Origin of the sequence: Campylobacter concisus (assembly GCF_002912895.1) — a bacterium.
GTDB classification, from domain to species: Bacteria; Campylobacterota; Campylobacteria; order Campylobacterales; family Campylobacteraceae; genus Campylobacter_A; species Campylobacter_A concisus_G.
Window position 1 is genome coordinate 15,494 of the sequence record NZ_POZX01000065.1, and the last position, 24,660, is coordinate 40,153.

Genomic DNA, 24,660 nt, shown 5'->3' on the forward strand with positions numbered 1-24,660 from the left:
ACTGGGTATTTTAACTATAAAGTTGCAAAAAAGTTATAAATATAATTTATCTTTAAGGATATAGAAATATAATTCAAAATATAACTTTTTAAAAACTATTTTAATTTTCTATTGAGATAGTTTAAAATAAAAATAATCTATAAGAGGAAGGATGATATGCAAATAGATGCGAACATGAACTCAAATATTTTCTATCATGATGGCTATACATCTATCTCTTCAAATAGCTCAAAAACAAGCATGTTAGTATCTTCTGGCTATGACAAGAAAGATATTATTAGAAGCAATGAAGTACATGTAGAACAAAGAGAAGATGCTAAAATTTCCTCTATAATTATTAATAAAGCAAGTGCCATACAGTTACAAAAAGACTTAGAAAAATTACAAGATCAAAAGCTAGATATTTCGCATCAAATTTCAAGCATCCAAAGCCTAAAAGATCGTAACTCTATGCAAATGCTTCATTACTTAAATTTAGAGCAGTCAGCCATTCAAAATAACATTTTAAATATTAAAACTCAAATGATAGAAATGGCACAGGCTTAAAACTAAGCCTTACCAATAATAGTTTCTAAAACTAAGCAAAAATCCTCTAAAAAATATCCCATTGATTTATAAAAATTGCTAGTTGCGTCTTTTTGGATATCTCTTGAAAGCTGTTTAGCATAAGGCAAGAAAAATGAGACACTAAAAGCTGCAAGAAGTTTCATAGACTCATTAGATGCTTCGCTTTTTAAAATATTTGCTATTAAAATTAGCTGATTTGAGATGCTATCAACCTCGCCCATCTTTGGCTGAAAATTTATAGCCTTATAAAATTGAGCTAGATCATCTTTTGCAGACGAAAAATAGTAACTTGCCTCAAATTTTGACTTTAAAATGACAAAATCGTCACATAAAGCAGCACTACTTTCATCTTTGATAAATTTGGTATAAAGCTCATTGCCTTTTTTATTTGCTTCGCTATTAGTCTGCGTTATCCACGCATTTGTCTTTTTGATACGCATAAAAGATGAAACATCCAAAATGCCACTAAAATTTGCAGCAAGCGCAGCCGCTACAACGCTATAAAGTTCTCCAAGTTTCAAATTTTAATCCTTAAGTCGTAGATATCTAAGTCTAAGTGCGTTTAAAACGACAGTAACAGAGCTAAGACACATCGCCATTGAGCCATAAACTGGGCTTAAAAGTAGCCCAAAGACCGGGTAGAGCACGCCTGCAGCCACTGGGATACAAATCGCGTTATACATAAATGCCCAAAATAAATTTTCTTTTATATTTGCCATAGTAGCATTTGCTAATCTAACTAGTCCAGTCACTCCACGCAAATCATTTTTAATAAGCACGATATCTCCAGCACCTTTTGCTATATCTGAGCCCGAGTTCATAGCGATACCAACACTTGCCTCTTTAAGTGATGGTGAGTCGTTTACGCCATCTCCAACAAAGATAACGCCACCATGATTTGTAAGCTCTTTTATCTCATTAAATTTATCTTCAGGCAGCATACTTGCGTGATATTTACTCACATTTAGCTTCTTGGCAATACTTGCAACCACCTTCTCATCATCGCCTGAAAGGATCACACTTTGTAAATTTAGACTTGTAAGCTCGTTTATAACATCACTTGCCTCGTCTTTTAGCTCATCACTAAGCGTTAAAAAACCAACAAATTTTTTATTTATAGCACAAAGTATGACGCCGCTTTCATCGTTTGTAGCCTCTTTTATAGCGTTACTTTCATCCGGATTTAAACTCACTTCATTTGCCAAAAGCAGCTTTTCGTTTCCGATTATTATCTGATTATTCTCATCCTCATAGATGATGCCTTGCCCGACAACATTTTGAAATTTTCCATTTAGCTTTTGTAAATCTATACATTTTTGTTTTGCATATCTAACGATAGCTTTTGAGATGAGATGCTCACTTAAATTTTCAGCAGAAGCGATAAGAGCTAAATCTTGCTCGCTTAAATTTGAGCTTTTGACGCTGATTTGCCCTTTACTAAGTGTGCCTGTTTTGTCAAATGCTACGAATTTAGCATCTTTTATTAGCTCTAAAACTTCTGGATTTTTTACTAAAATTCCAGCTTTTGCACCACGTGCAAGCGAGCTTACTATTGCTATTGGCGTAGCAAGTCCAAGAGCGCATGGACATGAGATTATTAAAACGCAGATCGCGCTAGAGATCGCATAGGCGAAATTTCCACTAAAAATTATCCATATTAAAAATGTAAGAACTGAGATCGCCACGACACTTGGCACAAAGATGTTTGCTATCTTGTCAGCCAGCCGTCCGATAGGCATCTTTTTAGAGCTAGCGTCGCTTAGTAGGTTTAAAATTTGAGATAGCAAGCTCTCGTAAGAGCTCTTTGTCACCTTGACGCTTATGTAGCCATTTGTGTTTAGAGTGCCGGCAAATACGCCATCTCCCACCTCTTTATAAACTGGCAAGCTCTCTCCTGTAAGCATAGAAGCATCTATCTCAGCGCCACCTTGAACTATCACGCCATCACTTGGAATGTTGTAGCCATTTTTTACGATGACGATGTCGCCTACTTTTAGCTCATTTACATTTACCTCTTTACTATGTCCATCTGGCATGACCAAAAAGGCGGTCTTTGGCGAAATTTTAAGTAGCGTCTTTAGGTAGTCGCCTGCCTTTGCCTTTGAGCGCTCTTCAAGATACTTACCTAGCAAAACAAAGGCTATTATCATCGCTGCGCCCGAGACATAGACATTTTTTAGATCATCTGGGATGAAATCTGAAAAGATCACAACAAAAAGCGAGTATAAAAATGCACTGCCGCTTCCAAGAGCTACAAGCACGTTCATATCGTAGTTTTTGTTTTTAACAGCCTCTATGGCGTGAGCAAAGAAGTCTTTGCCACTAAAAGCTAGCACCAAAAAGCCAAGCGCTAAAATGGCTAAATTTACAACCACGCTAGGCCTTACAAACATCTCAAGCGCCATGATGACCATGCTCGCTAGAAATGCAAATATAAATTTATTTCTGATCGCAGTTATATGCTCGTCTCTTTTGGCTTCAAATTCATCAATATTTGTCGCCACAAAATAGCCAAGCTTCTTTATCTTTTGCTCTAAAACTTCACGCACGCTAGCGTCTTTTAGGACAAATTCGCCGCTTGCATTTGCAAAATTTACATTTGCTTCAAGCACCCCATCTATCTTTTTAGAAACTTTCTCGATAGCGTTTGAGCAATTTACGCAGCTCATTCCAGCTATATTTAGTTTGACTTTTAAAGGCATATCAAAGTTCCTTTATAACGTCAAATCCAAGATCAGCCATTTCTGATTTAAATTTCTCTACATCGCCATCTTTTATATCGACGCTTACTTGTCTTGGCTCTTTGCTAAGATCGACTTTTATCTCGCCAAAGTCATCTTCAAGTGCGTTTTTTATAGTGTTTGCGCAGTTTTGGCAGTGGATATTGTTTGCTTCAAATGTTTTCATATTATCTCCTTTATCATATGGTCGTATTCATGTAAATTTATAATTTTCTTGACATTAAATTTAAAGCCCAAACTCTCGTAAAATTTACGAACTTTTGGCTTATTTGTATCTACTATCAATGAAACCTTTTTATGCCCTAGCTCTTTTGCCTTGACAAATGAATGCCTTATGAGCTCTTTTGCAAGCCCTTGGCCTCTAAAATTTTCATCAACAGCGATACTATCTATATAAAACTCATCATCAAAACACTCTTTTTCTACCTTGTCATCTTTGCCAAGAGCTTTTAGATGCTGTGAAATTTCTCTATCAAGCATTGCTGCATCGCCACCAAAGTAAGCACACATCGCTGCGATAATTTCCTCGTTATTTTTATAAACAAAGACATTTTTATAGCTAAGTCTATTTGTCTCACTTTTGAAAAAAATTTCTAAAATTTCATTACTTTTAATAGGATCGTCGTAGCCACTTAGCTTGTAGGCGATATCCTCCATCGCTAAATTTAGTAGTTTTATGCAGCTTTTTGCATCTTGTTTTTGAGCATTTTTTATCATGAGTATGATTATATGCCTTTAGCTTAAATTTTTACCAAATATTATTTTCAAATTTGCAAATCAGGCGCTTTAGCAGGCAAACTAAAAATGTTTTAAAAAAGTATAAAATTTTTTTAGTTATAATCCGTAAAAAATTTATTTAAGGATATTTATGGGACGAGCATTTGAGTACCGAAGAGCAGCAAAAGAAGCTAGATGGGATAAGATGAGCAAGGTATTTCCAAAACTTGCAAAGGCTATAACAGTAGCGGCAAAAGATGGCGGATGTGATCCGGATATGAACCCAAAACTTCGTGCAGCTATCGCAGCGGCAAAAGCTGAAAATATGCCAAAAGATAACATCGATGCAGCTATAAAAAGAGCAAATGGCAAAGATAGCGCTGATATCAAGACTATCTTTTACGACGGCAAAGCAGCTCACGGCGTGCAAATCATCGTCGAGTGCGCTACTGACAACCCAACAAGAACAGTTGCAAATGTAAAAGCGATATTTAGCAAAAATGGCGGAGAAATTTTGCCAAGTGGCAGCCTTAGCTTTATGTTTACAAGAAAGAGCGTTTTTGAGCTTGAAAAACCAAGCGCAGATATCGAAGAGATTGAGCTTGAGCTGATTGATTATGGACTAAGTGACATCGAAGAAGACGAAAACGCACTATTTGTTTATGGTGATTACGCAAATTTTGGCACGCTGCATGAAGGGATAGAGAAGTTAAATTTAGTAGTTAAAAAAGCTTCACTTCAGTACTTGCCAAATCAAACCGTGAGCCTAGATGAAGAGCAAATGCTTGAGATTGAGAGGCTTCTTGACAAGCTAGAAGACGACGATGACGTCCAAGCAGTTTATACAAATATCGAGTAAAAAGGAGCAACATGCGTTTTGATGAGTTAAAAGTTTATGATATAAATTTAGACGAACTAAAAAAAGATAAATTTGCGGTTTTAAAGACAGAAAAAGGCGATATCAAACTTGAGCTTTTTGCCGAGGATGCACTGCAAACTGTTGCAAATTTTGTCCATTTGATAAAAACAGGCTTTTACAATGGCCTAAATTTTCACAGAGTTATACCAAATTTCGTCATCCAAGGCGGCTGCCCAAATGGCACAGGTACAGGCGGTCCTGGCTGGAGGATAAAATGCGAATGCGACAATCAAAAGGCAAAGCACGAGCGTGGCAGCCTTAGCATGGCTCACGCAGGTCGCGACACTGGCGGATCACAGTTTTTCATCTGCCACAGCAAGCAACCTCATCTTGACGGCGTGCATACAGTCTTTGGAAAGTGCGCTGACGATGAGAGCTTAAAGGTACTTGATGCTATCAGGCAAGGCGACAAGATCCTCTCAGCAGAGATCAAGCAGAGCCTATAAAAGGGGAATTTATGGATAGTGCAAAAACGCAAAAAAGTCTCTTTGTGAGGCTATTTACCAATCTCGCCATTTGGGTTGTGATAGGTATAGTTGGCGGTGTTATCGTCGGTATGGTCGCACCTGAGCTTGGCATAGCGAGCAAGCCAGGCATTGATTATTTTATAAAAGCCCTTAAAATTTTAATCGGCCCTATCATCTTTTTAACGATCGTTTCAGGCATCGTCGGACTTGAGAGCCTAAAAGATCTTGGCACCATCGGGCTTAAGGCGTTTATCTACTTTGAGATAGTTAGCACGCTTGCTCTTGCTGTTGGTATCATCTTTGGCGAGACACTTCGTCCAGGACATGGCATGAACCTTGACTACACCCAGCTTGACGCCTCAAGTGTGGCTAAATTTACATCTCAAGCTGGAAATATGGATGCAAATAGTGGCTTTTTAGCACACACGCTTCATCTTTTAAGAGGCGCTGTACCAGTAGATGACATCTTCCCGTACGTGCATATACTTGATCCATTTATAAAATCAAACACACTTCAAGTGCTTTTCATGGCGATTGTCGTTGCCATCGTGCTTTCACTACTTGCTCATGATAAAAAGCAAGCTTGTCTAAAACCGCTTGAATTTATCCAGCACTACGTCTTAAAGCTTCTTACTTGGCTTATGTTATTTAGCCCAGTGGCGGCCTTTTCAGCGATGGCTTACTTGATCGGTAAATTTGGCATCGGAACGCTTCTTGGCATGATGGAGCTTCTTGTAGTTATGGCGCTTGCAAGCTGCTTTTTCATCTTTGTCGTGCTTGGCGTCATTTGCTACTTTGCCAAAGTCAATGTCTTTAAATTTATGCGCTTTATCTCAAAAGAGGTCTTGGTCGTTTTTGCGACAAGCTCGAGCGAAACAGCTCTTGCACCACTTATGCAAAAGCTAGAAGCAGCTGGTATAAATAGAGGCGCAGTTGGCCTTATCATCCCAACTGGCTACTCATTTAACCTTGACTGCACCAACATCTATCTAAGTTTAAGCGTTATCTTCTTGGCTCAAGCATTTAATATCCCGCTAAGTTTTGAACACCTAATAAGCATACTAATCGTGCTAATGATCACAAGTAAAGGCGCTGTTGGCGTTACAGGCTCAGGCTTTGTCGTCCTTGCTGGCACACTAAGCGCACTTCCAAGCACTGGCATACCAGTAGTCACCGTAGCTGTGCTACTTGGCGTTGATAAATTTATGTCAGAGATGCGTGCTGTTGGTAACCTTTGCGGCAATGCCGTTGGCTGCATGATCGTATCTATCTGGGACAAAAAGGTTGATATGGAGAAATTTAGATACGCACTAGATCATCCAGAAGAATTTCACTTTCACTCATAATATACATTTATAACTATAAGGGCAACTTTGCCCTTATAGTTTTTTTATTCTAAATTTAATGCGATATATCTCCTCCTCAAACCTATAAAAATTTTTAAAAACAGCATCGCAATAAATGATATTTGATAACTGGTTCAAGCACAAAAAGAAAAACTAGAGGCTAATTGTAATAGGAAAATTTTATTAGTAACTCATATATTTGGCAATATCTAATATTTTGTTACTTACTAGAATAAATTTACAAATGTAATACTTGAGCTTGGAATTTGGAAGAGAGATACTTTAAATTTAGCCATATCAAAAATACCAACTAAAAATTCTTGTAAGATATTAGGAACAGCCTTGCAAACTCTTTGCAAGGCTATATATAAATTAAGCTTTTGGACCAGCTTTAGCGTATTCAACGCCCTCTTTTACATCTTCATATCGTTTGAAATTTTCAACAAACATTTTAGCGAGCTTATCACGTGAAGCGTTATACTCAGCCGGATTTGTCCATGTGTTTATTGGATTTAGTAGTTTTGTCTCGACACCATCAAGCTCTTTTGGGATAGCGAAGTTAAATTTATCAAAATTTTCAAATTCGCATTTTGTGATACTACCATCAAGGATCGCATTTATGCAAGCACGTGTTGCTTTTATGCTCATACGCTTGCCAACGCCGTAAGCACCACCGCTCCAGCCTGTATTTACAAGATAGACATTAACGCCATGCTTATCGATCTTCTCACCAAGTAGTTTTGCATAGACAGTTGGGTGAAGCGGCATAAATGGCTCGCCAAAGCAAGCGCTAAAAGTAGCAACAGGCTCAGTTATACCGCGCTCTGTGCCAGCAACTTTTGCTGTGTAGCCACTTAAGAAATAATACATCGCCTGCTCTTTTGTCAGCTTTGCAACTGGAGGAAGCACGCCAAAAGCGTCAGCACTTAAAAAGATGATGTTTTTTGGATGGCCAGCGCTTGAGCTTGGCTCGTAGTTGTCGATGTGATAGATCGGATAGCTCACGCGTGTGTTTTCAGTCTTTGAGCCGTCTTTGTAATCAACCACGCCCTTTTCGTCAGCCACGACGTTTTCAAGTAGCGCATCACGCCTAATCGCTGCGTAAATTTCTGGCTCGCTGCTTGGATCAAGGTTGATACATTTTGCGTAGCAGCCGCCCTCAAAATTAAACACGCCATCATCGTCCCAGCCGTGCTCATCATCACCTATTAACTTGCGTTTTGGATCAGTTGAAAGTGTCGTTTTACCAGTGCCAGATAGACCAAAAAATAGCGCTGTATCGCCCTTCTCGCCTACGTTTGCAGAGCAGTGCATACTTAGCTTTCCTTCAAGTGGCAACCAGTAGTTCATCATAGAAAAAATGCCCTTTTTCATCTCGCCGCCGTACCATGTGCCACCGATCACTGCAACATTTTCCTCGACATTAAAGATAACAAAGACATCTGAGTGTAGCCCATCAGCCTTGTAGTCCTCATTTTTTGTCTTACAAGCGTTATATACTACAAAATCAGGCTCAAATTTAGCTAGCTCTTCCTTGCTTGGACGGATAAACATATTTTTTACAAAGTGCGCTTGCCACGCTACTTCAGTGACAAAGCGGACTGATTTTTGGCTCTTTTTGCTAGCTCCACAAAATGCGTCTTGGATAAAAATTTCCTTGCCGCTTAGCTGCTCTTTTGCTTTTTTAAGAAGCTTGTCAAAAAGCTCTTTTGTAATAGGCTGATTTATCTTGCCCCAAGCGATATACTTCTGACTTGGATCTTGTTTGACAAAGTACTTATCTTTTGGGCTTCTTCCAGTAAAAATTCCAGTATCAACCATAAATGTGCCGTTGCTTGAAACCCTGCCTTCGTTGTTTGCCTTTTCAAGCTCAAAAAGCTCATCGTAGCTTAGATTGTGATTTATCTTTTTGATCTCTTTTAGACCTAGCTCGTCTAGTTTATTTATCATGTTGTTTCCTTTTAAAATTTTCATTTTTTATAAATTCTGACCTAAAAGTCATCAAAATGTTAATCAAATTTCGCTTAACACTCTCTTTTTAAAATGGGCAAATTTATTTAAATTTAGCCACCACTTGATTGTTTGCGACGCTTTGACCTTTGCTAACTTCAATAGAGCCTATCACACCATCTTTTGGAGCTTTGACCTCTATCTCCATCTTCATTGCTTCAAGCACGACTACAGCTTGCCCTTTTTTTACTTGATCGCCAGGACTTACTAAAATTTTATGCACAGCGCCCGGCAAGCTAGCAACGATATCATTTGCTGTTGCGCCTGCTGCTGCACTTTTAGCATTTTTTACGCTCTTGCCTTCAACTTCAGTGATCGATTTTACTTGGATGCTATCGTTAAAGCCTTCGCTTACTTCGACATTGTAGCGGCTACCATTTACGACGACACTATATCTGCCACTTTGAGTTTGTCTGCCCTCGTTTGTCTTAGCGTTTGGATCGATTTTTCTTACATTTACTTTGGCTTCGCCTTTTAAAAATGCAATACCCTTTTCTTTACAAGCTGCTGCTATAAATATATTTTCTTCGGTAGTTTTTATATTGTTTTGCTTTAGAATTTCTTTTACATGATCAAGCGACTTGCTCTCATCTTTATCAGCTATATCAACTGCGTGTTTTGTAGTTGGTTTTAAGCCTAGTTGCTCGCTTGCAAGCTTGATGATCTCTTTATCAGGCGTAACTGGAGTTTTACCAAAATAGCCAAGCACCATTTTGCCGTATCCCTCGGCAATCTTCTTCCACTTGCCAAACATTACATTATTAAATGCTTGTTGGAAGTAAAACTGACTAACAGGGGTCACTGAAGTACCGTATCCACCCTTTTGTACCACTTCACGCATCGCAAGGATGACCTCTGGAAATTTATCCAAGATGTTGTTATCTCTCATCATCTGGGTATTTGCAGTGAGTGCGCCACCAGGCATCGGTGAAAATGGTATGAGTGGGCTTACTTGTACGGCCTCAGGTGGCAAGAAATACTCTTTTAAGCAATCATTCAAAACGCTTTCATATTTTAAAATTTTCTCCACGTCAAGTCCGCCAAGATCGTAGTTTTTGCCTTTTACTGCGTGAAGCATAGTTAAGATATCTGGCTGACTTGTACCACCACTTACTGGGCTTGCGGCTAGATCTATTCCATCAACGCCGGCCTCAAGCGCTGCAAGATAGCAAGCCACACTTACGCCTGCGGTTTCATGTGTGTGAAGTCTGATGTGAGTTTTTTCTGGGAGTAGTTTTCTAGCCATTTTTATGGTTTCATAGACCTTTTGTGGGCTACTTGTGCCGCTTGCATCTTTAAAGCAAACGCTGTGGTATGGGATATTTGCATCTAAAATTTCTCTTAAAATTTTCTCATAAAATTTAACATCATGAGCTCCCACACAGCCACTTGGTAAGTCCATCATAGTAACGACGACTTCGTGTTTTAGCCCGTGATGAGCGATCCTCTCGCCTGAATATTTTAAATTTTCAACATCATTTAGCGCGTCAAAATTTCTAATAGTAGTAGTTCCGTGTTTTTTGAAAAGTTTTGCGTGAAGGTCGATTAGCTCGCGGCTACCAGTGTCAAGTGTGACGGTATTTACGCCCCTGCTTAGGGTTTGAAGGTTTGCTTTTGGTCCTACGATGCTTCTAAATTTATCCATCATCGCAAAAGCATCTTCATTTAGGTAAAAATAAAGGCTTTGAAATCTTGCTCCTCCACCAAATTCAAAATGCTCTATGCCAGCCTCTTTAGCTGCTTCAAGCGCAGGCAAAAAGTCATTCATAAGCACTCTAGCACCATAAACTGACTGAAAGCCATCTCTAAAGGTCGTATCCATAACATCGATAAATTTCTTCGCCATATTTCACCTCATTAAATTTATAAATTTACTAAAAAGCGGTCATAAAAAATGGCTAAATTGGTAAGAAACTCAAATTAGCCATTTTGCTTTTTTTTGGTATTTTACAACCAAAAACTTTTATATCATTTAAAAAGTGAGAGCAAGAAGTTTAATAATCCGCCGTGGCTCGCATCAAGCATTGGCTTTAATTCCATTAAAAAGACGCAGAAAAATACAAGCACAGCAAGCTGAATAAAAATATAAGGCACAACGCCTTTATAAATAGCAGTCGTTTTTATCTCAGCTGGTGCGACTGACCTTAGGAAAAATAAGCTAAATCCAAATGGCGGCGTTAGGAATGAAGTTTGCAAATTCATCGCAACTAAGATTGCTAGATAAATTGGATTTATACCAAGCTTTGCAGCTATTGGCACCAAGATAGGAAGCACAATGTATGAAATTTCAACAAAGTCGATAAAAAAGCCAAGCACAAAGATGACAACCATACTAAAAATAATAAAGCCCCACTTCTCGCCTGGCAAATTTGTCATAAATTTTTCAACAATCTCATCGCCACCAGTGTAACTAAATACCATAGAAAAGGCTGTTGCACCAACAAGTATGGCAAAGACAAGTGCTGTGGTTTTTACGCTTTCTGCCAATGCCTCTTTTATCATAGAAAATGAAAATGTCCTATAAAAAATAGCTAAAATAATGGCTCCAACGCAGCCAAAAGCTGAACTTTCAGTTGGTGTAGCGATACCTGCAAATATAGAACCCAATACACAAATAACCAGCAAAAGCGGTGGAAAGATAGCGATTAGTGCTCTCATAATCTGCTTAAATTTACTAACACCGCTCTCATCTTTTACTACCGGTGCTGTATCTGGTTTCAAATAAGCAACAATCAAAATATAAATGATATAAACTGCTACTAGCGTGAGTCCTGGGATGATGGCTTGATGAAAAAGCTCACCAACTGGCACTGAAAATATATCACCCAAAATAATCAGCACGATAGAAGGTGGAATGATCTGTCCAAGCGTACCAGCAGCACATATAGTGCCACAACCTAGCGCTTGGTCGTATTTATACTTTAACATAACAGGCAAGCTTATAACGCCCATTGCAACGACACTTGCACCAACAACACCAGTTGAAGCTGCAAGAAGTGCTCCAACCAAGATAGTGCTAATAGCAATACCTCCACGAATTTCTCCAAAAAGCATGCCCATGCTCTCAAGTAACCTCTCAGCTAGTTTTGACTTTTGAAGCACAACGCCCATAAAGACAAAAAGTGGAACTGCTATAAAAATTCTACTCTCCATGATAGAGAAAATTCTATAAGGCATGAAGTTAAACATATCTTTGAAGACTTCGATACTTCCAAGCAGCCCGTCTCCGTCTCCAATACTCTCAACAATACTACCAATCATGCCAAATATCATCGAAACCGCACCAAAGGTAAAGGCTACTGGAAAGCCAATGCCTAGCATCAAAAGTGCAGCTATAAACATTATCAAACCAGCCATTATTCCCCCTTTTTAGCTTTTTTGTAAAGATTAAAATTTCTTATAAAAAAGCCAATCGCAAAAAATACAAGTAGATAAAAAGAAAAAGGAATAAGTGCTTTTATGATCCATCTGTGAGTAAGGCCGCCTGGATCCGCACTAGCTTCAACTGAAGTATAAGCGTCACTCACAAATTCAAACGATAAATTTGAAACCAGAAGTGCAAATGGGATTACAAAAATAACAGTTCCTATCATATTTACAAGAGCTTTATTTTTTGGTGAAAATTTAGCATAAAAGATATCAACTCTAACATGTGCATCTTCTTTTAATGCATAGCTCATGCCAAGCAAAAATATTACAGCAAAAAAATGCCACTCAAGCTCCTGAAATGCGACATTTCCATAAGAGAAAAAATATCTTGCCACAACGTTAAAAAAGACGTCTATTATCATCAAAGCCATAATAAACATGCAAATATAGCCGACTATATCGCCTACCTTATCAAAAAATTTCTCAACTTTTTGCATAAACAACCCTTAAAAAAACAATTTATTTATCATGATGATAAAGACGCAAACTGGCGCCACATATCTTAATAAAAAATACCACGCACTAAATACAAAGTCGCTCATATATGGACTAAATAGCACATAAAGTGCTTCTCTTTTCATAAAATATCCAACGAATATCGCTCCACCAATACCACTAATTGGAAGCAGAACATTTGAAGCGGTAAAATCAAGAAAATCAAAGAAATTTTTACCAAAGAGCATAAATTTGTCGCCAACATTTTCTATATTTGATAAAAGACATAAAAATCCCAATACAAAAACACCGGCTCCAACTATGCTAAGAGCTTTTATCCTGCTAATGCCATACTCTCTGATCAAGAAAAATACAAACGGCTCTACGATAGAGATAGCTGAAGTAATGCCAGCAAAGATAAGCGCTGCAAAAAATGCTACAGCTAAAATTTGACCTATCACACCAAGCTTAGCAAAGAGCGTTGGAAGCGAGATAAAGACAAGTCCTGGTCCTTGAGACGGCTCTGCGCCAAATTCAAATATAAATGTAAAGATAACAAGACCCATCATAATGGCTAGGACGATGTTTATAAAAACGATACTTAGCGTAGAAGTAGCTAAATTTGTATCATCACTTAAGCTAGCTGAATATGTAATGATAGCTGCCATACCAAGAGATAGTGTCCAAAAAGCAAGCCCAAGAGCAAGCAAGAGCGAGTTAAATGAAATTTTACTAAAATCAGGAACAAGTAAAAACTCAGCCGATTTTGTAAAGCCATTCATTGTCATAGAAAAGATAAGCATGATTAAAACCATGATAAATAGGCTTGGCATCATCCAAACATTTAGCTTTTCAATGCCACTTTTCACACCTTTTGAAAGGATAAAAAAGCAAGCTACAAATGCAATAACAAAATAAAGCATCTGCTCGCCAAGACCATGCGTAAGAAGCTCGTTAAATATTACCTTTGAACTTTCTATATCGTTTGGAAGACCGGTAAAAGATAGTGTGAAATACTTAAAGACCCAGCCGATGATCACAATATAATAAGATGAGATTATAGCTGCGGTTACCATAGCTAAAATTCCAACCAGTTGCCATAAATTTTTATTTTTATTCGCCAACTTTCTAAAGGCATTTACACTATCACTTTCGCTAAGCTTGCCAATACTTAGCTCTGCCATAAAGATAGGTATGCCAACTAAAAACGTTATCAAAAGATATAAAATAACAAATGCTGATCCGCCATTTTCACCGACCATGTATGGAAATTTCCATGCATTGCCAAGTCCAACAGCTGACCCTGCAACTGCTAAAACATAACCTATTTTAGAAAACTGTTCTTTTGCCATTATGCAATCTCCCTTACTAACACCACAAAAACTAGAACTGGTGCCACAAACCTTATTAAAAAATACCAAATTTTAAAAACAATCTCACCCATATAAGGCAAAAATAGTTCTTTTAAAAGCTCAAATTTCATAAAGTACCCAACAAAAATGGCAAATATAATGCCACCAAGTGGGAGCATAATGTTTGAGCTAAGATAATCAAGCAAATCAAAAAAGCTCTTACCAAAAAATGTAAGTGCTTCTTTAAAATCACCAATACCGCTTAATGCACATAAAATCCCTAAAACATAAACTATGGCGCCAACAATAATAATTGATCTATTTCTACTAAATCCCAAGCTTTTATTTAAGAAAAATATAAATGGCTCGACTAGCGAAATAACCGATGTTATACCAGCAAAAAATAAAGATGTAAAAAATGCAAAAGCCAAGAAATTTCCAAGCAAACCAAGCTTTGCAAAAAGCGTTGGAAGTGAGATAAATGCTAACCCTGCACCCTTTGATGGCTCTGAGCCAAATTCATAGGTGAATGTAAAAACTATAAGCCCTATAATTACGCTAATAATTATATTTGCAAAGACTACATAAAGTGATGAAGTGAATAAATTTGTATCATTGCCTAGGCTTGATGAGTAGGTTAAAATGCAGCCAATGCCAATACACATCGTAAAAAAAGCTAATCCAAGAGCATTTAAGATAGCGCCTTGATCTATCTTTGAAAAATCAGGTACTAGTAAAAATTTAGCCGCCTCATCAAATCCATTCATACCAAAAGAGTAGCCAAGCATAAGCAAAAGTAAAATAAAAAGTGCTGGAATAAGATATACATTTATACGCTCTATTCCACTTTTTATACCTTTTGTAAGTATAAAAAAGTAGGCAAAAAAGGCGATGCTAAAATATAAAATTTGCTCCTCTATGCCCTTTGAAGTAAAATTTACAAAAAGCGCTTCTGAGCTTGCCATATCTTTTGGAAGCTCGCCAAGACTTAAGATAACGTATTTTAAAACCCAGCCGATAATAAGCGTGTAAAAAGATGCGATGAATAGCCCTGTCACCATCACAACACCAGCAAATTTCCAAGAATTTGCCCCCTTTGTAGCTAGACTTTTAAATGCTCCAACCGTGTCAAGGCGTGAAATTTTACCCATTGCCATCTCAGCAAAAAATATACTAAGTCCAACAACAAAAGCAAAAAATAGATATATAAGAATAAATGCTGAACCACCGTTACTACCGACCATATATGGAAATTTCCACGCGTTGCCAAGTCCGATAGCAGCTCCAATAATGGAAAGTATAAAACCAACTTTACTAAATCTATCCATCATTTACCTGCTATTTGATAGATCATGATGGCGCAAATTGCGATTGGTACGATGTATCTTAAAGCAAAATACCAAATTTCAAAAAACGCTTTTCCCATAAATTCGCCAAAAAGTAGATGCAAACTCTCTTTTTTGAGCTTGTAGCCCACAAAAAAGCTAAATATGATAGCACCTATTGGCATCATAATATTTGATGTAAGAAAGTCGAGTGCGTCAAATACTGGCTTGCCAAATATACTAAATGTGCTGGCTGTATCAGAGTAGTATGAAAATATACAAAAAATTCCCAAAACATAGACAAAAGCGCCTATATAAAGAAGTGCTGCCTTACGTGAAATTTCAAATTTTCTGACCAAATAATAAGCAAAGGGCTCGATCATCGAAACCGCACTCGTGATACCTGCAAACAAAAGCGATACAAAAAACGCAATCGCCATGACGTTGCCAACGACGCCAAGCTTTGCAAAAAGCGTGACAAGCGAGATAAAGATAAGACCTGGGCCACTTGCCGTGCTATCAGCTCCATAAGCAAATATAAATGTAAATACGACAAGCCCCATCATAATGCCTATTAATATATTTATAAAAATTATAGAAAGTGTTGATTTTATTAAATTTGTACGCTCTGGTAAATTTGCAGCGTATGTCGGTATGACGCCAACGCCCATAGATAGCGAGAAAAACGCAAGTCCAAGAGCCTGTAAAATCACGTCTGGCGTGATCGCGCTAAAATTTGGTACAAATAAAAATTTAGCCGCCTTCACAAAGCCATCTCCCATGCTAAGCGCGTAAAAAAGCATACAAACAAGCAAAACAAAAAGACTTGGCATCATCCATATATTTAGCTTTTCTATGCCGCTTTTTACGCCTTTTGAAACGGCAAAAAACACCATCAAAAAGACTAAGCTAAAGCAAAGCACACTACTAGTTAAGTCATTTGCTAAAAGGATATTAAACTGTTGTGCAGCCTCTTTTGTATCAGCCAAAAGTGGCGAAAAACTAAGATAGATATACTTTAAAATCCAGCCAATAACTACCATATAAAATGAAGCTATCAAAATCGCGCCGATCATGAAAAAGCCAGAGAGAGACCACGCTTTTTTATTTTTTGGAGCGAGTTTGTAAAGAGAGCTTACGACGTCGCTTTCACCGAGCTTTCCTATACTAAGCTCCGCTAAAAACGCCACAAATGCGATAGCAAATGTAAGGAGCAAATATAAAATTATAAATGCCGAACCGCCGTTATTTCCCACCATTGTAGGGAATTTCCAGGCATTACCAAGACCCACAGCAGAACCAGCCATCGCAAGAACAAAGCCTATTTTTGAAAATTTTTCATTTATCATTGATTACCTAAGATTAAGAATAAATTAAATTTTTCAAAGATAGCATAAAAAAACTTTTATTTTTCTAAGCCAAGAATTTTTTATAGGCAATTTAAATTTTTAGTGTTTTTATTTGAAACAAAGTTTTGTTTTTGTAATATTACGGCTTATAAAGTTTTAGTAGGGGGCAGATCCGAAAGAGCTTTAAAAATTTAAAGGAGCAACGATGAAAAAGATCGTGTTTTTAATTCTTGGTCTTGCTGCATTCGCATTTGGCGCTGATGGCGAGATGATCAAATCATATTCAGTTATCGCTGGCGGTATCGGCCTTGGCCTTGCAGCTCTTGGCGGTGCTATAGGTATGGGAAACACAGCTGCTGCAACTATCAGCGGAACAGCTAGAAACCCAGGTGTTGGTAGCAAACTTATGACTACAATGTTTATCGCTCTTGCGATGATCGAAGCACAAGTTATCTACGCACTTGTTATTACACTTATCGTTCTTTACGCAAACCCAATGCTTGGCTAAGCGTAAAGCTTAAATTTAGCCCCTTTTTGGGGCTTTTGTTCTTTTTTTGCGATCATGGTGGAATTGGTAGACACGCTATCTTGAGGGGGTAGTGCCGTTAGGTGTGCGAGTTCGAGTCTCGCTGATCGCACCATCTAATCTTACACTTCAAAATTCAAAATCTTACAAAATTTAAAAAGGGGAATTTATGCTAGATAAAAAGCGTGCTTTAAAACAGCTACAAAATGAAGCAGATGATACCGCTATCTATACGTTACTTGAAGCTAGTGAAAAAAATGAAGAAAATAAAAAAATACTTCGTAAATTAATCACTGAGGAAAAACGACATTATGCTTTTTGCCAAAAGATAACAGGTGAGAGCAGAACTGCAAATTTATTCAAAGTCATCTTCTATACGATACTTGTTAAAATTTTTGGTACATCTTTTACTTTAAAATTTATGGAGTCACGTGAAGAAGACGCAGAGCAATTTTATCTTGGTATTGTTGATGAGTATCCTGAAGCTAGAGATATTTATAATGAAGAAGTAAATCATGAAAATAATTTAATCTCTATGCTAAAAGACACGAAACTAGTCAATGCCGGTGGTATCGTTCTTGGTATGAATGACGCATTAGTTGAGCTAACTGGCACGCTAAGTGGCATTGCTCTAGCTTTTTCAAATACAAAATCAGTTGGTGCAACGGGCCTTATCATGGGCATTGCAGCTGCTCTTTCTATGGCAGGGTCAGCCTATCTCGAGTCAAAAGAAAATCCAAGTGACGAGATCAAACCGCTTACCTATTCGCTCTACACAGGTGGTTCGTACATCATAACAACGGCGTTTTTGATACTTCCATTTTTCATCTTTTCAAGTGGTGTTTACGCTGTCTTGTCGATGTTTTTCTTTGCCTTTGTTGCCATTATCACTTACAACTTTTACATAAGCGTGGCAAAAGAGCTTAAATTTTTGCCAAGAGTGATTGAAATGTGTGTGATAACTTTTGGTGTTGCGATCATTTCATTTGGCATTGGCTTTTTAGTCAAGCACTATTTTGGCCTAGATATTTAATCCAAAATTTCATACCAAGTGTAGCTATCGTCTCCAAAATTCCCACTAAATAGTGGCTTTAAATTTAGATCAAGGCTTAAATTTTTACCATCCTTAAAATTTGAGCTTTGATAGATAAGTAGCCATTTTACGTTTGCTAGTTTGCCATCTTTTGCAAGTTTTAAAAACTCACCAGCACCTTCAAACATAGTAAGCCCTTTTAAATTTAGCTCTTTTTGCACGCTCACTTTGCGATATGGCACACTAAAAAGCGGTATCGTTTCATCAAATTTATCACTTCTTGAGTAGATTATAACGTCTGGGTTTTTACCGCTGCCCACCAACCTGCTGTCAAGCTTTGACCGGTCTGTTCGCACTGTATTGCCACCGATCACTAGCGTATCTATGACGCTTCTAAGTTTGTGGACGTGTGTACGGCTAAGTTCATTTGTGATGATGCCGCCACTTGCCACGCCGTTTTTACTAAGAGCGATTTTTAAAAAACTAAAACCACCATTTTGATAGGCCAAAAATGGCTCAAGTAGCTTATCACAACGCTCTTTTAAAACGCCAAATTTAACTTTCAGCCCAGCACTTTGAAGTAAATTTCCACCGCCACTTGCTATTTTATTTTCATCGTGGCTGCCTATTATCACCTCTCTAAAACCAAGTTCTTTTAGCAAATTTGCACAAGGTGGCGTTTTACCATGATGCAAGCAAGGCTCAAGTGTGACATAAGCTTTTGCATTTTTTAATAAATTTGAGTGATTTTTTAGTATAAATTCATAGGTAAATTTTGACTCTAAAAGGCTAAATTCGCCCTCTTTTATATTAGAGCTAAATTTATCGTTATAAGCTTTTATAAAATCATCTTTAAATTTTTCACTTTTTTTGCAAAGCGCAAAGAGTATCGCTGTCGGTTCAGCGTGTAAATATCCAGCTTTTTCATGAGCTTTGCAAGATAGAATTTGCCCATTTTCATCAAGGATAAGGCATCCAACGGCTGGATTTGGATAGGTTAATATTTGAAATTTCCAAGCCTCGCTTAAAGCAAGATCCATGTAAAATTCTTCATTCATCCGAGCCTCTTAAACAAAAACACACTAGCAAGTGCCGGTGTGTTTTTTATAAATTTACGATAAGCCGTCAATCTTGCCGTCTGCATCTATCTTCATATTGACAGCAGCTGGCACTTTTGGAAGTCCTGGCATTAGCATGATCTTACCGCAAACTGCGACGATAAAGCCAGCTCCCGTTCTAATGTCAAGGTCTTTTACGCTAAATATAAAGCCCTTTGCTCTACCCAAAAGCTTCGCATCGTCGCTAAATGAATACTGAGTTTTTGCGATACAAACTGGCAAATGACTCAAATTGAGCTCTTTTATCATCTCAATCTTTTTAAGAGCGGCTTCCTCAAAGACCACCTCACCAGCTCCATAAATTTCCTTAGCGATCTTTTCTATTTTAGTTCTCATATCATCACTCATCTCGTATGTGAAATTTATCTTACTTGGCTTATCGCACGCTTTTAAAACTAGCTCGGCAAGCTCAATCGCACCTTTGCCACCTTTTAAGAAATTCTCACAAATTGCCACTTCTACACCGAGCTCACGGCAGTACTCTTTTACGAAATTTATCTCTTCATCGGTGTCAAAGCCAAATTTATTAAGCGCCACAACTACGTTTTGTCCAAATTTTCCTTTTAAATTTTCGATGTGTCCACCAAGGTTTTCGATGCCTTTTTTAAGGGCGTTCATATCTGGTTTTGTGATCTCATCTTTATTTGCTTCACCGTTATATTTTAGCGATCTGATCGTACTTACAAGCACTACAGCGCTTGGCTTAATGTCAGCAACCCTGCATTTTATATCTAAAAATTTCTCCGCACCAAGCTCCGAGCCAAAACCAGCTTCAGTGATGACATAGTCTGCTAAATTTAGAGCTGTTTTTGTCGCGATGACCGAGTTGCAGCCGTGTGCGATGTTTGCAAATGGACCACCATGCACGAGCGTAGGTGTATGTTCAAGTGTTTGAAATAAATTTGGCTTGATAGCATCTTTTAAAAGTATACAAACAGCGTCCTCGCAACCTAGATCACGCACATAGATAGGCTTTTTGTTGCTATCATAGGCAACCATGATGTTTGCCACGCGCTCTTTTAGATCAGAAAGGCTCGTAGCCAGACAAAGCACAGCCATGATCTCGCTTGCTGCAGTGATGTTAAAGCCATCTTCTCTTGGGACGCCGTCCGTTCTGCCGCCCTGACCCACAGTGACAAATCTTAGTGCGCGGTCGTTCATATCCATACAGCGTTTCCATAAAATTTTCTCTATTTTGAGTGGATTTTCTTGATAGAGGCTATTATCTATCATCGCCGAGATAAGATTATTTGCCGATGTTATAGCATGAAAATCACCAGTGAAGTGTAAATTTAGATCCTCCATCGGCGCAAGCTGCGAGTAGCCACCACCTGCTGCTCCACCCTTTATACCAAAAACTGGTCCAAGAGATGGCTCGCGAAGTGCTAGACAAACCTTTTTATTAAGTGAATTTAGTGCGTCGGCTAGACCGATCGACATAGTCGTTTTGCCCTCGCCGTATGGTGTTGGATTAGTCGCGGTGACTAAGATTAGCTTTGAGTTTGATGGCTCAAGTCTAGGGGAAATTTTAGCCTTAAATTTGCCGTAAAGCTCAAGCTCGTCTTCGTTTAAGCCTAGTCTTGCGGCAACTCTACTGATGTGTTCTAGTTTTGTTTGGTGAGTTATCTCTATGTCGCTTAGCATTTTACCACTCCAAATATGTTTTTGCTTTTTTTATCTCACTGATGTTGATCTCAAAAATTCCCTCTTCGTTTTCTACTGCGATGCTCTCTTCGTCCGCTTTTACAAGCCTTCCAGCAAATTTTTCAGCCTCTGTTTGAACTTTTACAAGCTCGCCAACGCTCGCTTTAAAATGAGATGGCTTACTAAGCTTTCTCTCAAGGCCAGGTGAGCTAACTTCGAGGTTATAATCCCCGCTAACTGGCGGTGTCACGTCAAAAATAGGCGAGAGCAATCGACTCACTTTTTCGCAGTCATCAAGGCTCACTCCACCATTTTTCGTGATATAAACTCTAAAAATAGCCCTGCCATTTTCATTTGCGATCTCGCTGTCGTAAAGCTCGACGCCGCATTCACGTACTAGTTTGTCTAAATTATCCATTTTTGTTTAAATCCTTTGAAATTTTATCAAACAACTTATCCATATGGTTTTGATACTCTAATCTATCGTCAAATTTAAAGTGAAAATTTGGACATCTATACCAGCCCTCAGCTGCCATGCAGTGGTTTTGCAAATGCCTACAAACTCGCTTCAAATGCCCCAAAATATACTCTTGCTCGCGCTCATCAAACATCATCTTGTCAAGATAGACAAAGGCGTCATATCTGCCCTTTTTGCACTCGACATCAGTGACGCAAAGCCCCTTTAAAATGCCATCTTCAAGAGTGGCTAGAGCCTCTGGTATGAGCTCTTTTAGCACACTCTCTGTTCTCATACGCTTTATTTCGTTAGCGTTCATAGAGTAGCTTTCTCCTTGACTTCTTTGAAGCTTTCGATGTAGTCATTTTCTCTGATGTCGTTGAAATTTTCGATACCAACGCCACACTCGTAGCCTTTAGCAACCTCTTTGACATCATCTTTAAAGCGTTTTAATGAGCTTACCGAGCCCTCGTAAACGACCACACCTTCTCTAATAAGGCGAATTTTTGCTCCTCTGTTTATCGTACCTTCAGTAACGATACATCCAGCAATAGTTCCAACTTTTGGCACATGGATCACTTGGCGAACCTGAGCTTGACCAAGCTGCTCTTCTCTAATTATCGGTGACATTAGTCCGCCTAAAATCGCTTTCACGTCGTCGATTAGATTATAAATAACGTTGTAAGTTTTAATCTCAACGCCGCTCTCTTTTGCCTTTTCTTTTATCTCGCCAGTTGGTCTTATGTTGAAACCAAGGATTATACAGTCTTCGCTCGCACTAGCAAGTGCTACGTCGCTTTGCGTGATGCCACCAACACCAGAGTGGATGACATTTACTCTGATCTCATCATTTGCTAGTTTTTCTAGGCTTGCTTTTAGTGCCTCAAGTGAACCACCAACGTCAGCTTTGATGATGACTGGAAGCGTCTTTAACTCACCCTCAGCAATCTTAGCGCTAAGCTCGTCAATACTAACTTTTGTACTCTTACTAAGCTCTTTTTGGCGGATATATTCAGCCTTTTTCTGCGCGTATTCACGAGCCTCTTTATCAGTTTTTACGCCTATTAATGTCTCGCCTGCCTCTGCTATCTCGCTAAGACCTACTATCACACCGCATTCGCCTGGTTTTATATCTTGCAAAGGCTTACCTTGGTCATCAAGCAAGCTTCTTATCTTTCCATACGCAACTCCAGCTACGACAGTATCTCCAACATGAAGCGTGCCATTTTCAACGATAATAGTAGCTACTGGGCCACGACCTTTTTGAAGTGAGCTCTCGATGACAGTTGCTTTTGCGTTTGCCTTTGGATTTGCTTTTAGCTCTAAAAGATCAGCTTGTAAAAGTACAATCTCAAGCAGATCATCTATACCCATGCCTGTTTTTGCAGAGATTGGCACAAATTCATATTTTCCGCCCCACTCTGTTGGCATGATATCAAGCTCGGCAAGACCAGTCTTTACTAGGTCAGGATTTGCTGACTCTTTATCCATTTTGTTTATAGCGATGATTATCGGTACGCCTGCGGCTTTTGCGTGGCTGACCGCCTCTTTTGTTTGTGGTTTTACGCCATCATCTGCTGCAACTACGATGATAACTATGTCAGTCACGCCAGCACCTCTTGCACGCATAGCAGTAAACGCTTCGTGACCTGGAGTGTCGATAAATGTGATATTTTTGCCGTTTTTATTTACCATGTAAGCACCAACATGCTGAGTGATACCACCAGCCTCTCCTGCTGCTACACGTGATTTTCTTATGTAATCAAGTAATGAAGTTTTACCATGATCAACGTGACCCATGATGGTTATGACTGGTGCTCTTGGCTGGAGATTTTCATCGTCTTTTATCTCTTCTTCATAGGCTGCTACGTAGTCAAATTCTTTTTGATCGTCGATGATATTAACCTCTACATTAAACTCATCAGCCAAAATTTCGATCGCATCTTCATCCAAAAAGTCATTTTTAGTTGTCATCATACCTAGCATAAAAAGCTTACCAATGATCTCACTTGGCTGCTTATTTAGCTTTTCAGCAAATTCATAAACACGAATTTCTTTTGGAATATTTATAGATGTCACAGCTTCGTTGTTTTGTTTATTTTCAGGCTTTTTGTGTTTTTTTCTAGCTCTTCTTTGAATGCCACCCTCGCCAAAAGAATTTATCGTATTATTGACTGTGGTTCTCATAACATTTGGCTGTTTTGTCTTTTGAGCTGGCGTTGGTGTTGGGGTTTTAAAACTAAAATCAGGAAGAACAACTACATCTTCATCTTCTAGCACTATGTCACCAAAGTCACTTCCGCCAAGTAGATCCATCTTCTGAGTGTTATCCTTTTTACTTGCAACAACTACTTTTTTATCTTTTTTCTTTTTCTTAGCTAAATTTTCATCATTTGCTGAAAACATACTTTTAAAATCGCTTATATTAGCTATGCTTGGTTCAGGCTTTTTCTCTTCTTTTGTAGCAATTGGCGCTTCATAGTCTTTTTTCTTTTTTACTATCACAAGGCCACGTCTTTTTTGAGTCACATCGGCCAAGCTCTCTTTTGGTCTTGGAGCTTCGACTTGTTTTTGCTCTACTTTGATTTCTTCTTTTTTAGGCTCAATTTTTTGTTTTTCTTCTAAAATTTGTGCCTCTTTCTTAGGCTCAGCTTTTACCGACTTTGACTCAGTTTTAGTAGTAGCTTTTTTAGGTTCACTCTTTTGCTTTTCTTCTTTTTTTACTGACTCTTTTTCTACTTCTTTTTTAGACTCTTTTTTTGGTTTAGGTTCACTCTTTTTCTTTTTAAATTTATCTGGTATCACGCCAGTTTGAACATATTCATATATAGCTTCGGCCTCTTCAAGGCTAACTGCATTTGAGTGAGTTTTGACTTTTAATCCTAACTCTTGAGCTTTTTCTACTATCTCTTTACTTGGATAGCCAAGCTCGTTTGCGATCTCTGAAATCCTAACATTGCTCATTTAAGAGTATCTCCTTTAACTTCGGTGCATCACAAATAAAAGCACCTTTAGTTTGTTTATCAATTATTTTTTTTAAAATTTTTATATCTTTTTGTATACATTTGTCACACAGATAAAAGCTACGACCATTTCCTTTGCCATGCTCTAAATTCTTACCTACCAAGCGGTATCTTTTTAGCAAGCTCTGAGAAATTTTAATTTTACAAGCGACACATGTCCTTACAGGATTATTTTTGTTCATTATATCTTTTTAAACTTGTT

The 24,660-nt window shown here is 38.2% G+C and carries 23 protein-coding genes and 1 tRNA gene; 7 read left to right on the forward strand and 17 right to left on the reverse strand.

Annotated elements, in window-relative coordinates; translation table 11 throughout:
• Positions 1–156 precede the first annotated feature (156 nt).
• Positions 157–546 (forward strand): hypothetical protein, encoded by a 390-nt coding sequence (locus tag CYP51_RS07605; protein WP_103624981.1) that lies wholly within the window; start codon positions 157–159, stop codon positions 544–546.
• A gap of 2 nt (positions 547–548) precedes the next feature.
• Here the strand turns inward: CYP51_RS07605 and CYP51_RS07610 are convergent, their stop codons facing one another.
• From CYP51_RS07610 to CYP51_RS07625, 4 genes are read right to left on the reverse strand one after another with little or no spacing between them, the layout of a single operon-like run.
• Positions 549–1,088: an oxidoreductase gene (locus CYP51_RS07610; RefSeq protein WP_103624982.1), complete on the reverse strand. Its 540-nt coding sequence runs from the start codon at positions 1,086–1,088 to the stop codon at positions 549–551.
• A gap of 3 nt (positions 1,089–1,091) precedes the next feature.
• Positions 1,092–3,269: a heavy metal translocating P-type ATPase gene (locus tag CYP51_RS07615; protein ID WP_103624983.1), complete on the reverse strand. Its 2,178-nt coding sequence runs from the start codon at positions 3,267–3,269 to the stop codon at positions 1,092–1,094.
• Position 3,270: 1 nt separating this feature from the next.
• Entirely contained in the window at positions 3,271–3,474 is a 204-nt protein-coding gene (locus tag CYP51_RS07620; protein ID WP_103624984.1) for a heavy-metal-associated domain-containing protein, read from the reverse strand.
• Positions 3,471–4,025 (reverse strand): GNAT family N-acetyltransferase, encoded by a 555-nt coding sequence (locus tag CYP51_RS07625; RefSeq protein WP_103624985.1) that lies wholly within the window; start codon positions 4,023–4,025, stop codon positions 3,471–3,473. Before CYP51_RS07625 ends, CYP51_RS07620 begins: the two co-directional genes overlap by 4 nt.
• A gap of 151 nt (positions 4,026–4,176) precedes the next feature.
• On the opposite strand from CYP51_RS07625, the gene CYP51_RS07630 reads away from it, so the two are divergent.
• The 3 genes from CYP51_RS07630 to CYP51_RS07640 are packed head-to-tail and all read left to right on the forward strand — an operon-like array spanning position 4,177 to position 6,757.
• Positions 4,177–4,884 carry a YebC/PmpR family DNA-binding transcriptional regulator gene (locus CYP51_RS07630; protein WP_021087573.1) on the forward strand — a complete coding sequence of 236 codons (708 nt, stop codon included), beginning with the start codon at positions 4,177–4,179 and terminating at the stop codon, positions 4,882–4,884.
• An 11-nt stretch (positions 4,885–4,895) separates the two neighbouring features.
• The gene (locus CYP51_RS07635) at positions 4,896–5,390 is read left to right on the forward strand and encodes a peptidylprolyl isomerase (protein WP_103624986.1); all 495 of its coding nucleotides are present in this window, start codon (positions 4,896–4,898) and stop codon (positions 5,388–5,390) included.
• Between the two features lie 11 nt (positions 5,391–5,401).
• Positions 5,402–6,757 (forward strand): cation:dicarboxylate symporter family transporter, encoded by a 1,356-nt coding sequence (locus tag CYP51_RS07640; protein ID WP_103624987.1) that lies wholly within the window; start codon positions 5,402–5,404, stop codon positions 6,755–6,757.
• A gap of 372 nt (positions 6,758–7,129) precedes the next feature.
• Here CYP51_RS07640 and pckA read toward each other — a convergent pair whose 3' ends face one another.
• The 7 genes from pckA to CYP51_RS07675 form a co-directional block, all read right to left on the reverse strand.
• Complete coding sequence (gene pckA / locus CYP51_RS07645) at positions 7,130–8,704, reverse strand: phosphoenolpyruvate carboxykinase (ATP) (RefSeq protein ID WP_180997754.1); 1,575 nt, start codon at positions 8,702–8,704, stop codon at positions 7,130–7,132.
• Between the two features lie 106 nt (positions 8,705–8,810).
• Entirely contained in the window at positions 8,811–10,613 is a 1,803-nt protein-coding gene (locus CYP51_RS07650) for a biotin/lipoyl-containing protein (RefSeq protein WP_103624989.1), read from the reverse strand.
• Between the two features lie 122 nt (positions 10,614–10,735).
• Positions 10,736–12,124: a TRAP transporter large permease gene (locus CYP51_RS07655; RefSeq protein WP_054196248.1), complete on the reverse strand. Its 1,389-nt coding sequence runs from the start codon at positions 12,122–12,124 to the stop codon at positions 10,736–10,738.
• Positions 12,124–12,633, reverse strand: a complete 510-nt coding sequence (locus CYP51_RS07660; protein ID WP_103624990.1) for a TRAP transporter small permease subunit — start codon at positions 12,631–12,633, stop codon at positions 12,124–12,126. Before CYP51_RS07660 ends, CYP51_RS07655 begins: the two co-directional genes overlap by 1 nt.
• 9 nt (positions 12,634–12,642) lie before the next feature.
• Complete coding sequence (locus CYP51_RS07665) at positions 12,643–13,983, reverse strand: sodium-dependent transporter (RefSeq protein WP_103582448.1); 1,341 nt, start codon at positions 13,981–13,983, stop codon at positions 12,643–12,645.
• Positions 13,983–15,314, reverse strand: coding sequence for a sodium-dependent transporter (locus CYP51_RS07670; RefSeq protein WP_103624991.1), 1,332 nt, complete (start codon positions 15,312–15,314; stop codon positions 13,983–13,985). Before CYP51_RS07670 ends, CYP51_RS07665 begins: the two co-directional genes overlap by 1 nt.
• A complete protein-coding gene (locus tag CYP51_RS07675; protein ID WP_103624992.1) occupies positions 15,311–16,657 on the reverse strand; it encodes a sodium-dependent transporter in 1,347 nt (448 codons plus the stop codon). The genes CYP51_RS07670 and CYP51_RS07675 overlap by 4 nt, the downstream gene beginning before the upstream one ends.
• 205 nt (positions 16,658–16,862) lie before the next feature.
• Here CYP51_RS07675 and CYP51_RS07680 point away from each other — a divergent pair, with 205 nt between their 5' ends.
• From CYP51_RS07680 to CYP51_RS07690, 3 genes are all read left to right on the forward strand, one after another.
• The gene (locus tag CYP51_RS07680) at positions 16,863–17,165 is read left to right on the forward strand and encodes a F0F1 ATP synthase subunit C (RefSeq protein ID WP_087579689.1); all 303 of its coding nucleotides are present in this window, start codon (positions 16,863–16,865) and stop codon (positions 17,163–17,165) included.
• Positions 17,166–17,213: 48 nt separating this feature from the next.
• Positions 17,214–17,298 (forward strand) — tRNA-Leu (locus CYP51_RS07685).
• A gap of 54 nt (positions 17,299–17,352) precedes the next feature.
• A complete protein-coding gene (locus tag CYP51_RS07690; RefSeq protein WP_103604248.1) occupies positions 17,353–18,216 on the forward strand; it encodes a VIT1/CCC1 transporter family protein in 864 nt (287 codons plus the stop codon).
• On the opposite strand, the gene ribD is transcribed toward CYP51_RS07690, so the two are convergent.
• The 6 genes from ribD to CYP51_RS07720 are packed head-to-tail and all read right to left on the reverse strand — an operon-like array spanning position 18,213 to position 24,640.
• Positions 18,213–19,274, reverse strand: a complete 1,062-nt coding sequence (gene ribD / locus CYP51_RS07695) for a bifunctional diaminohydroxyphosphoribosylaminopyrimidine deaminase/5-amino-6-(5-phosphoribosylamino)uracil reductase RibD (RefSeq protein WP_103624993.1) — start codon at positions 19,272–19,274, stop codon at positions 18,213–18,215. The genes CYP51_RS07690 and ribD overlap by 4 nt on opposite strands.
• 54 nt (positions 19,275–19,328) lie before the next feature.
• Positions 19,329–20,978 carry a formate--tetrahydrofolate ligase gene (locus CYP51_RS07700; RefSeq protein WP_103624994.1) on the reverse strand — a complete coding sequence of 550 codons (1,650 nt, stop codon included), beginning with the start codon at positions 20,976–20,978 and terminating at the stop codon, positions 19,329–19,331.
• A 1-nt stretch (position 20,979) separates the two neighbouring features.
• Positions 20,980–21,396, reverse strand: a complete 417-nt coding sequence (gene rimP / locus CYP51_RS07705) for a ribosome maturation factor RimP (RefSeq protein WP_103624995.1) — start codon at positions 21,394–21,396, stop codon at positions 20,980–20,982.
• The gene (rbfA, locus tag CYP51_RS07710) at positions 21,389–21,754 is read right to left on the reverse strand and encodes a 30S ribosome-binding factor RbfA (protein ID WP_087581121.1); all 366 of its coding nucleotides are present in this window, start codon (positions 21,752–21,754) and stop codon (positions 21,389–21,391) included. Before rbfA ends, rimP begins: the two co-directional genes overlap by 8 nt.
• Complete coding sequence (infB, locus tag CYP51_RS07715; RefSeq protein WP_103624996.1) at positions 21,751–24,399, reverse strand: translation initiation factor IF-2; 2,649 nt, start codon at positions 24,397–24,399, stop codon at positions 21,751–21,753. Before infB ends, rbfA begins: the two co-directional genes overlap by 4 nt.
• The gene (locus CYP51_RS07720) at positions 24,386–24,640 is read right to left on the reverse strand and encodes a hypothetical protein (RefSeq protein WP_084108762.1); all 255 of its coding nucleotides are present in this window, start codon (positions 24,638–24,640) and stop codon (positions 24,386–24,388) included. Before CYP51_RS07720 ends, infB begins: the two co-directional genes overlap by 14 nt.
• Positions 24,641–24,660 lie beyond the last annotated feature (20 nt).